7 protein-coding genes and 1 pseudogene are annotated in these 8,822 nt (G+C 73.7%); 6 read left to right on the forward strand and 2 right to left on the reverse strand.

Annotated features, from left to right (window positions below; all coding sequences use genetic code 11):
- From Q0L15_RS07175 to Q0L15_RS07185, 3 genes and pseudogenes are all read left to right on the forward strand, one after another.
- Nucleotides 1-193, forward strand: a pseudogene (locus Q0L15_RS07175) (F0F1 ATP synthase subunit beta); the annotation flags it as partial.
- 1 nt (nt 194) lies between these two features.
- The gene (locus Q0L15_RS07180) at nt 195-602 is read left to right on the forward strand and encodes a F0F1 ATP synthase subunit epsilon (RefSeq protein WP_296603267.1); all 408 of its coding nucleotides are present in this window, start codon (nt 195-197) and stop codon (nt 600-602) included.
- Nucleotides 603-680: 78 nt separating this feature from the next.
- Nucleotides 681-1,130, forward strand: a complete 450-nt coding sequence (locus Q0L15_RS07185) for a DUF2550 domain-containing protein (RefSeq protein ID WP_296603268.1) — start codon at nt 681-683, stop codon at nt 1,128-1,130.
- A gap of 187 nt (nt 1,131-1,317) precedes the next feature.
- Here the strand turns inward: Q0L15_RS07185 and Q0L15_RS07190 are convergent, their stop codons facing one another.
- Entirely contained in the window at nt 1,318-2,751 is a 1,434-nt protein-coding gene (locus Q0L15_RS07190) for an FAD-binding oxidoreductase (protein WP_296603269.1), read from the reverse strand.
- Between the two features lie 169 nt (nt 2,752-2,920).
- Between Q0L15_RS07190 and Q0L15_RS07195 the strand changes: the two genes are divergently transcribed.
- Complete coding sequence (locus tag Q0L15_RS07195; RefSeq protein WP_296603270.1) at nt 2,921-6,259, forward strand: BTAD domain-containing putative transcriptional regulator; 3,339 nt, start codon at nt 2,921-2,923, stop codon at nt 6,257-6,259.
- Nucleotides 6,260-6,324: 65 nt separating this feature from the next.
- Nucleotides 6,325-7,491 carry an MFS transporter gene (locus Q0L15_RS07200; RefSeq protein WP_296603271.1) on the forward strand — a complete coding sequence of 389 codons (1,167 nt, stop codon included), beginning with the start codon at nt 6,325-6,327 and terminating at the stop codon, nt 7,489-7,491.
- A gap of 9 nt (nt 7,492-7,500) precedes the next feature.
- Here the strand turns inward: Q0L15_RS07200 and Q0L15_RS07205 are convergent, their stop codons facing one another.
- Nucleotides 7,501-8,076: a cob(I)yrinic acid a,c-diamide adenosyltransferase gene (locus Q0L15_RS07205; RefSeq protein ID WP_296603272.1), complete on the reverse strand. Its 576-nt coding sequence runs from the start codon at nt 8,074-8,076 to the stop codon at nt 7,501-7,503.
- A 223-nt stretch (nt 8,077-8,299) separates the two neighbouring features.
- Between Q0L15_RS07205 and Q0L15_RS07210 the strand changes: the two genes are divergently transcribed.
- Nucleotides 8,300-8,608, forward strand: coding sequence for an STAS domain-containing protein (locus Q0L15_RS07210; protein ID WP_296603273.1), 309 nt, complete (start codon nt 8,300-8,302; stop codon nt 8,606-8,608).
- The last annotated feature ends 214 nt before the right edge of the window (nt 8,609-8,822 follow it).

Consider the following 8,822-nt stretch of genomic DNA (forward strand, 5'->3'; position numbering starts at 1 on the left):
CTCGCAGAACACCTACGTCGCCAAGCAGTTCACCGGCATCGAGGGCTCGACCGTCCCGGTGTCGGAGACGATCGAGGCGTTCAACAAGATCGCTGACGGCGAGTACGACCACGTGGCCGAGCAGGCCTTCTTCATGTGCGGCGGTCTGGACGACGTCGAGCAGAAGTGGGCCGAGATCCAGAAGAGCCTCTGACATGGCTCCCTCTGAATCTGGGCAGCACCTGCACGTCGAGCTCGTCGCCGCCGACCGGACCGTGTGGTCCGGCGAGGCGGAGATGGTGATCGCCCGGACCACCGAGGGCGACGTCGGTGTCCTGCGCGGTCACGCGCCGCTGCTCTCGGTGCTCACCGACGCGGTGGTCGAGATCTCGACGGCGGACGCCGGTGTCGTGGTCGCGGCCGTCGACGGCGGATTCCTCTCCGTCGCCAACGACCGGGTCTCCGTGCTCTCGCAGCGGGCGCTGCTGCCGGAGGAGATCGACGTCGACGAGGCCCGGGTCGAGCTGGAGGAGGCGCGCGGTCTCATCGGCGCCAACGACGAGGCCGAGCGCCGTCTGCGTCGCGCCGAGGCCCGGATCCGCGCGGTCGAGCGGGCCTCCTGACCTACCCACCGTCGGTCCCCGGGGTGCGCCCGCTAGGGTGATGGCCCCGGGGGACCGACGGGCGGAGGAGGGGGCTGGATGCCGGTATGGCAGTGGCTGCTGGACGCAGCCGGTGTGCTGCTCGGCATCGTCCTGCTCTACGGCCTCGGCCTGGTCCTCCGCCGCCGTTTCGTCTCTCGTCACGGCGGCACGTTCGAGCTCAGCTACCGCGTCCGGTCCTCCAAGGCCGGGCGCGGTTGGTTGTTGGGGCTCGGTCGCTACTCCGGTGAGTCGCTGGAGTGGTTCCGCTACTTCTCGCTCTCGCCGCGACCCAAGCGGGTGCTCCAGCGCTCGGAGCTCGTCTACGCCGGCCGGCGGCCCGCCGAGGGCGCCGAGCAGATGTCGCTCTACCCCGACCACGTCGTGATCTCCTGCACCACCCCTCGAGGCGTGGTCGAGCTCGCGATGTCCCCGGCCTCGCTCATGGGCTTCCAGTCCTGGCTGGAGTCCGGGCCGCCCGGCACCGACTGGACCCGCACTCCCCGTTGACCCGCCCGAAACTTCACGACGGGTCGACGCTCCATGTCGACGAATGACGTTGACCCGCCCGAAAGTTTCGGGCGGGTCAACGTGGATCAGGCGGTGGGGCTGGTTTCGAGACGCGTCGAGTCCCGCGCTGACGCGCGGTCCGTGCCGACGCTCCTCGACCTTCGCGCCCATCACTGCCTGAGCAAGCTCAGGCAGTAGGCGCTCCGTTCTCGAAGAGGCGGGGGACCGGGTGGTTCGCCGCGAAGACACCGTGCGGGTCGACCGCGCTGCGGATGCCGGTGAGCTGGGTCCAGACGTCGGCGGCGTACGCCGATCGGGTGTCGACCGGGTTCTCGGCGAAGTTGAGGTACTGGCGGCCGTTGTCGAACGGTGCGAGCGCCTCGGTGAGCCGGACGGCGTCGGCGTGTGCCTGGGCGCCCATCTCCGGGGTGATCGCCATGCCGCCGCCGAAGCTGACGAACTGCGCGTCGAGCCGGTTCAGCACGCCGCCACCCTCGTGGGCGCGCCCGAGCGCCCCGCCGAGCTGGCGCAGCTCGGCCATCAGCAGCGTGGTGGTGGCGTCGGGGCCGGCCTCGGTGAGGAAGGCGTCGATCGCCGCGTCCGGGAACGAGGACAGCATCGCGCTGTCGGAGGCGAACGGCGCGCCGCCCTCGGGGTCCATGTGCAGCCGTACCAGCGACTTGGCCGGCACCCGGGCGAACGTGTCCAGCTCGGGTCGCAGCGCGCGCAGGCCGGCGAGCAGCTCGGCGCCCCGCTCGTCGGAGTCGAGGACGGCGCCGTCGATCACGACGAGCTTCCGGCCCCGGAGGAAGTCCGGAAGGTCGGGCATGTCGGGCAGGCGCATCGCGCGGAACGCCGTGGTGACCTCGTCGGGAGCGGTCGGGGCCCACGCGGCCCACTCGCGCAGCACCGGCTCGATCTGGGCGAGGTCCCACATGAGCATGCCGGCGTACGCCGTCTCGATGTCGTACATGCGGAACTCCAGGGCCGTGACGACACCGAAGCTGCCGCCACCGCCGCGGACCGCCCAGAACAGCTCGGCGTTGGTCGTCGCGTCGGCCCGGACGAGCGAGCCGTCGCCGATGACGAGCTCGACCGCGGTGAGGCTGTTCGTGGCGAGGCCGAGCTTGCGGGCGTACCAGCCGATGCCACCGCCCAGGGAGTAGCCGGCGATGCCGACATCGGGGGAGGAGCCGTGCAGCACGGCCTTGCCGTGGGCCGCCGCGGCCTCGACGGCGGGCTCCCAGATCGCGCCGCCCTCGACGCGGACGATGCCACGCGTCGGGTCGGCGATCGCGGTCGCCATCTCGGAGGTGCGGAGCAGGACGACGTCGTCGAGGCCCTGCGCGGCCAGCGGCCCGGCGTTGTGACCGGTGCTCTGCGGCGCGACGCGCAGCCCGGCCTCGGCGGCGACGCGGACGACCGTGACGACCTCGGCGGCCGAGCGGGGCAGCGCCACGGCGGCCGGGCGCTGGTCGATCGCGACGTTCCAGGGGAGCCGGGCGGCGTCGTACCCGGGGTCGCCGGGCAGGTGCACCTGGCCTCCGATGAGTCCCCGGAGGGCCTCGGCGGGGCGGGTCGCGGTGATCGGGTCCTGGGCGGTGTCGATCTCGATGGTCATGGTGGTGACTCCTGGTCCGTGAGGGTGGTCGGTGAGGTGGGTGGCGAGATCTCGGCGGAGGTCTCGGTTCGGTGGGACGACCATGCCGACCACCACTTGGAGCCGACTTCGAGCCGGCTTGGAGTCGCTTGAGCTGGGCCCGGCGAGCAGGGCTCCCTATGCTGCGGCCGTGGAGGTCTGCGTCCTCGGCCCGGTCGAGGTGAGCCTGGCCGGCGAGCCGGTGGACCTCGGCACGCCGAAGCAGCGGGCACTCATCGCCGCGCTGGCGCTCTCGCGGGGGTGGCCGGTGTCGGTGGACGGCATCGTCGACCTCCTCTGGGGGGAGAGCGCGCCGCCCGGTGTGACGGCGACCCTGCAGGCCTACGTCTCGCAGCTGCGCCGGGTCGTCGAGCCGGACCGGCAGCGGCGCGCGCCCGCGACGGTGCTCGTCACCGTCGCCCCGGGATACGCCCTGCGGGTGCCCGACGACAGCCTCGACGTCCACCGCTTCGAGCAGGCGGCCACCCGCGTGCACCGTGGGCTGCAGCCGGTGTCGGGCTGGGCGCCTCCCTCCGCGAGCGGCGCCGAGCTGTCGAGCTGGGTCGCGGAGCTCGACCTCGCGCTGGCTCTCTGGCGCGGGACGCCGTACGTCGAGCTCGGCGACGCGCCGTCGGCGGTCGCGGAGCGGGCCCGGCTGGAGGAGCTGCGGCTGGTGGCCCTGGAGGACCGCGCGGTCGCGGCGCTCGCCCTCGGCCACCACGCCACGGTCGCGGCCGAGCTGGAGGCACTCACCGCGGCCCACCCGCTGCGCGAGCGACTGTGGGCGCTGCGCGCGCTGGCCCTCGCCCGGTCGGGCCGCCAGGCGGACGCGCTCGACGTCCTGCACGAGGTGCGCCAGGTGCTCGACGAGGAGCTGGGCCTGGAGCTCTCGGCCGAGCTGCGCGAGCTGCAGACCGCCGTGCTGCGCCAGGACCCGGCCCTGGACTGGACGCCTCCCGAGCCCGGCACGGTCGAGGCGCGACCGCCGGCCGCTGCCGAGCCCGCGCCTGCGGCGGCTCCGACCGCGGACGAGAGGGTCGCACCCTGGCCGTTGGTCGGCCGGGAGCAGGAGCTCGCGGCGCTCCTGGCCGCCCTCGACCGGGCCGACCGCGGCTCGCCGGCGTACGCCGTGCTGGCCGGTGACCCCGGCATCGGCAAGTCACGGCTGGCCACCGAGCTGGTGACGCGGGCCCGCACGCGTGGCGCCCGCGTGCTGATCGGCCGCTGCTCGCAGGACGACGGGGCACCGCCGCTGTGGCCGTGGAAGAGCGTGCTGGACCCCCTCGGGGTGAGCGTGTCGGCCGCCGCGGAGTCGGCCGACGACGGCGGCCAGTTCCGGGCCTGGGAGCGGATCGCTGCCGCGGTCCGGGGTGCGGCGCAGGAGCAGACCACCGTCGTCGTCCTCGACGACCTGCACTGGGCCGACACCTCGACGCTCCGCGTGCTGCGGCTCCTCGTCGAGGGCACCGACCGCGGGCGGCTCCTCGTGCTCGTCACGTGGCGCTCGCACCCCGAGCCGGCCGGACTGCTGGCCGAGCTGGCCGAGTCGTTCGCCCGGATGCACGCGGTCCGCATCCAGCTGAGCGGGCTCCAGACCCACGACGTGGCCGCCGTCTACGCGTCCGTCGCGAGCCGCCGGCTCTCCGGCGCCCAGGCCCTCGCCCTGCGTGAGCGCACCGAGGGCAACCCGTTCTTCCTCGTCGAGCTCGCCCGGCTCGTCGGCGAGCGTGGCGACCCGGACGCGGTCCGCGACGAGCTGCCGACCGCGGTCACCGACGTGCTCAACCGGCGGCTGCTCCAGCTGCCCGAGCGCACGGTGGCGACCCTCCGCACGGCCGCGGTCATCGGTCGCGGCTTCGACACCCCGACGCTCGCGGTGGTGACCGGGATCGACGAGGACGACCTGCTCGACGTCGTGGAGCCGGCCCAGGCCGCGGGCCTGGTGCGCGAGGACGGCATCGACGAGTACGTCTTCTCCCACGTGCTCGTGCGCGACACCCTGCGCGCCGGCCTGAGTGCGAGCCGCCGCGCCCGCGCCCACGCCCGCGTGGCGGAGGCGCTCTCGGGCCTGCCCGGTCGGGAGACCGAGCTGGCCTGGCACTGGCGCGAGGCCGGACCGTCGTACGCCGACCGCGCGTGGCGTGCGGCCGTGGACGCAGCCGAGGTCGCCCGGCGGCTGCACGCCTACGACCAGGCCGCCGCACTGCTCCACGGGGCCCTCGGCGCGCTCGACGGCGACGCCGAGGCCGGGCTGCGTGACCGCTTCGACGTGCTGATGGCCCTCATCGAGGCGTACCGCTGGTCGGCGCGGTTGCCCGACCTGGTCCGCACGGTCGAGGAGGCGATCGTCGTCGGCAAGCAGCTGCGCGACCCCGAGGCGGTGGCGCGCGCGGCGATCGCCACCACCGAGGGCGTGCTGTGGCGCTCCGGAGAGCCGGGCGAGGTCAACGAGGAGGTCGTCGCCGCGCTGCGGGGGAGCCTGGAGCGGCTGCCGGCGCACGACAGCGACCTGCGGTGCCGCACGATGCTCGCCCTGGCCAACGAGCTCTACGTGACGGTCTCCTTCGAGGAGCGGCGAGCCCTGTGCGACGAGGGCCTGGCGATGGCCCGCCGGCTCGGCGACCCGCTCCTGCTCATGCAGGCCTGCCAAGTGGTGTTCGTCGCGCTCTGGAGCCCGCGCACCGTGGCCGATCGGGTCGCGCTCGTGGAGGAGGCGATGGAGCTCGCCCGAGCGACCCGGAGCGAGCGCAGCTTCGTCGTGTCTGCCTGCCTGCGGGCCGCCGCGCTCAGCGAGCTCGGCCGGCCGCGGGAGATGTGGGCGGCGGCCGCGGTCGCGCGAGCGGCCGCCGAGGACCAGCGGATCGCGTTCGGGGAGATCGTGCTCGACGGGCTCGAGCTGCCCTGGCACGCGATGGCCGGGCGGTTCGAGGACGCCGAGCGGATCATCGAGCACCTCCACCGGCTGGGTGAGCGCCTCGAGCACACCCACGCGGACGAGGCGATCGCCGCCGGCCACCTCGCGCTGCGGCTGTGGCAGGGCCGGTCCCTGGAGATGGTCCCGATGCTCGAGGCGTTCGACTCAGCGGCCTTCCCGTTCGCCGCGAGCATCGCCGTCTACCTCTGGCGCGCCGGCGAGCACGACCGCGCCCGTGCGGTGTACGCCGAGCGCGGCGCGCCGCTCGAGCACGACAACGACATCTCGTTGCTGGCGTGGTGCCACGCCGCCGAGATCGCGCTCTACCTGGGGGAGTCCGAGCTCGCCGGGTGCGCCTACGAGCGGCTCGCGCCGTTCGCGGGCCACAACGCCTGTGCCGGGTCCGCCCTGGCCCTCGGGCCTGTCGACTCCTACCTGGCGCTGGCGGCCGCGGCGACCGGCGAGCTCGTCCTGGCCGCCCGGCACGCCGAGGACGCGCTCGCGCTCACCTCCGACTGGGAGGTGCCGCTGGTGGCGGCCTGGATCCGCGAGCTGCGCGCGGCGTACGGGTTCTGAGCCGCGTTCTGGACCGGTCAAGTACGGATTTGGGGAGCGGAGCCCGGATCGGGTTGGCTGGTCCCGTGCACGCCGTCCTTCCCGCTCGCAACGCCGTGGCCGTCGTCTTCATCCTCAACGGGTTCTGCTTCGCCTCGTTCGTCTCCCGGGTGCCCGACATCCGCAGCACGCTCGACCTGAGCAACGGCAGCCTCGGGCTGCTGCTGCTGGCGATCTCGTTCGGCTCCGTGCTCGCGCTCCCGTCCGCAGGGCGGCTCATCGAGCGGGTCGGACCCGCGGGCGCGGTCCGGCTCGGGGCCGCGTCCTGCCTGGTGGGCCTCACGGTCGCCACGATCGGCATCGGCGTCTTCGAGGCGCAGCCGATGGCGGCGGTCGGGCTGTTCTTCTACGGCGTCGGCACCGGCGTCTGGGACGTCGCGATGAACGTCGACGGTGCGGCCGTGGAGCGGCACCTGGGGCGCACGATCATGCCGCGCTTCCACGCCGGCTTCAGCTTCGGCACCATCGCCGGCTCCGGTCTGGGCGTCCCCATGGCGGCGCTGCACGTGCCGCTCGAGATCCACGTGATCGCCGTGGTGGTGTTCTCCTTCGCGGCCGTCGTCGTGGCCGCCCGCTACTTCCTGCCCCCGCCGCCCGAGGAGGAGGCGGCCGCCCCGGCGCGCTCGGCCTGGCTCGAGCCCCGCACGCTGGCGATCGGCGTCATGGTGCTGGCCTTCGCCCTCACCGAGGGCAGCGCCAACGACTGGCTCGCGCTCGCGCTCGTGGACGGGTACGACGCCGCGCACTGGGTCGGCGTGGCCGGGTTCTCCCTGTTCGTGACCGCGATGACCGCGGGCCGGCTCGTGGGTGCCACGGCCCTCGACCACTTCGGCCGCGCCCCGGTGCTGTGGGCGACCACCGGCACCGCGCTGGCCGGCGTGCTCATGGTCGTCTACGGCCACTGGGCCCCGGTGGTCGTCGTCGGCATCGTGCTCTGGGGCCTGGGCGCCTCGCTCGGGTTCCCGGTCGGCATGAGCGCCGCCTCCGACGACCCGGTGCGAGCGGCCGCGCGCGTCAGCGTCGTCTCGACGATCGGCTACGCGGCGTTCCTCGCCGGCCCGCCGTTCCTCGGCTGGCTCGGCGACAGCGTCGGGACGCTCCACTCGCTGCTGACGATCGCGATTTTGATGGGCCCGGCCGCGCTCGCCGTGCTGGCCACCCGGCCCCCGGCGGCCGACCGCGTGACCGCCTGAGCGCGAACCTCAGCCGCGCTCGCCGCCGGGCACCCAGAGGACGTCGCCCTGCTCCCGGTTGGCGTGGCGGGCCAGGATGAACAGCAGGTCCGAGAGCCGGTTGAGGTAGGTGATCGCGAGGACGTTCATCGTCGCGCCGTGCTCCTCGTAGGCCGCCCAGGCCGACCGCTCGGCGCGCCGGACGACGGTGCGGGCCACGTGCAGCAGTGCGGCGCCGGTCGTGCCGCCGTTGAGGATGAACGACCGCAGCGCGGGCAGCGCCTCGTTGTAGTGGTCGCACCACGCCTCGAGGCGGTCGACGTAGTCCTGCTCGATGCGCAGCGGTGGGAACTCCGGGTCCTCGACCACCGGGGTGCAGAAGTCGGCCCCGACGTCGAAGAGGTCGTTCTGCACCCGCGTCAGCAGGGCGACCACGTCGTCGTCGAGCCCGCCCTGGGCGAGCGCCAGACCGAGCTGGGCGTTGGCCTCGTCGACGTCGGCGTACGCCGCGAGCCGACGGTCGGTCTTGGTCGTGGTGCTCATGTCGCCGAGTCGGGTCTGACCGCCGTCGCCGGTGCGGGTGTAGATCCGGGTGAGGTTGACCATGACGGCCACCCTAGTGGCGGCGACCGGCCGGGATCGCACGCATGACGGTCGTCACAGCGGGGTACGGGCGGCGGCACACCCAGCGGACGCGACACGACGGAAAGTTCCTGCGGATCAGACGCAACCCCGAGGAGGTCCAGAGCGTCATAGTGGGTGACAGGCACGCCATCGACGGATGGACCAGCCGGGGTGTCTCAGGGCCCCGGAGGACGGGGCACACAGCATGGAGATCATCAGCGACGGGCACACCTTGACCCTCAGCGGCGACTTCGACGTGCGCAGCACGTGGGAGGTCCGCAACGCTCTCTACGACCTGCTCGGCGGCCGCGACGACGACGTCGTCGTCGACCTCACCGACGTGACGACCATCGATGTGACCGCTCTCAAGGTGCTCGCCATGGCGACCCGCCAGGCCAGTCGCGAGGGCCACCACCTCACCCTGCGCGGGTGCGGTCCCGCCGTACGCCGGATGCTGCACCTGTCCCGTCTGATCCGCGTCGTCGAGGTCGAGCGCGTCGCCGTGCCCGCGTGACCACGCTCCGTGCTCCCTGGCCTGCGTGTCGGATAAGCCACACACACGGGCGGTTACCAATCGGTAGTCGCCGTCCTACCCTCTGACGCATGACCGAGACGGACCGCGAGCAGGACCGCCCCCAGGCCGACCGGCCCCCCAAGGATCGGCCCTGGGTGATGCGCACCTACGCCGGGCACTCGACCGCCGCGGCGTCCAACGCGCTCTACCGCAC

The organism is Nocardioides sp. (assembly GCF_024509035.1).
Taxonomy (GTDB): domain Bacteria; phylum Actinomycetota; class Actinomycetes; order Propionibacteriales; family Nocardioidaceae; genus Nocardioides.

Excerpts from the sequence above, each read along its gene's own strand:
- Q0L15_RS07180 (WP_296603267.1), top strand. The coding sequence starts at position 195 with ATGGCTCCCTCTGAATCTGGGCAGCACCTGCACGTCGAGCTCGTCGCC.
- Q0L15_RS07210 (WP_296603273.1), top strand. The coding sequence starts at position 8,300 with ATGGAGATCATCAGCGACGGGCACACCTTGACCCTCAGCGGCGACTTC.
- Q0L15_RS07205 (WP_296603272.1), bottom strand. The coding sequence starts at position 8,076 with ATGGTCAACCTCACCCGGATCTACACCCGCACCGGCGACGGCGGTCAG.
- Q0L15_RS07190 (WP_296603269.1), bottom strand. The coding sequence starts at position 2,751 with ATGACCATCGAGATCGACACCGCCCAGGACCCGATCACCGCGACCCGC.
- Q0L15_RS07185 (WP_296603268.1), top strand. The coding sequence starts at position 681 with ATGCCGGTATGGCAGTGGCTGCTGGACGCAGCCGGTGTGCTGCTCGGC.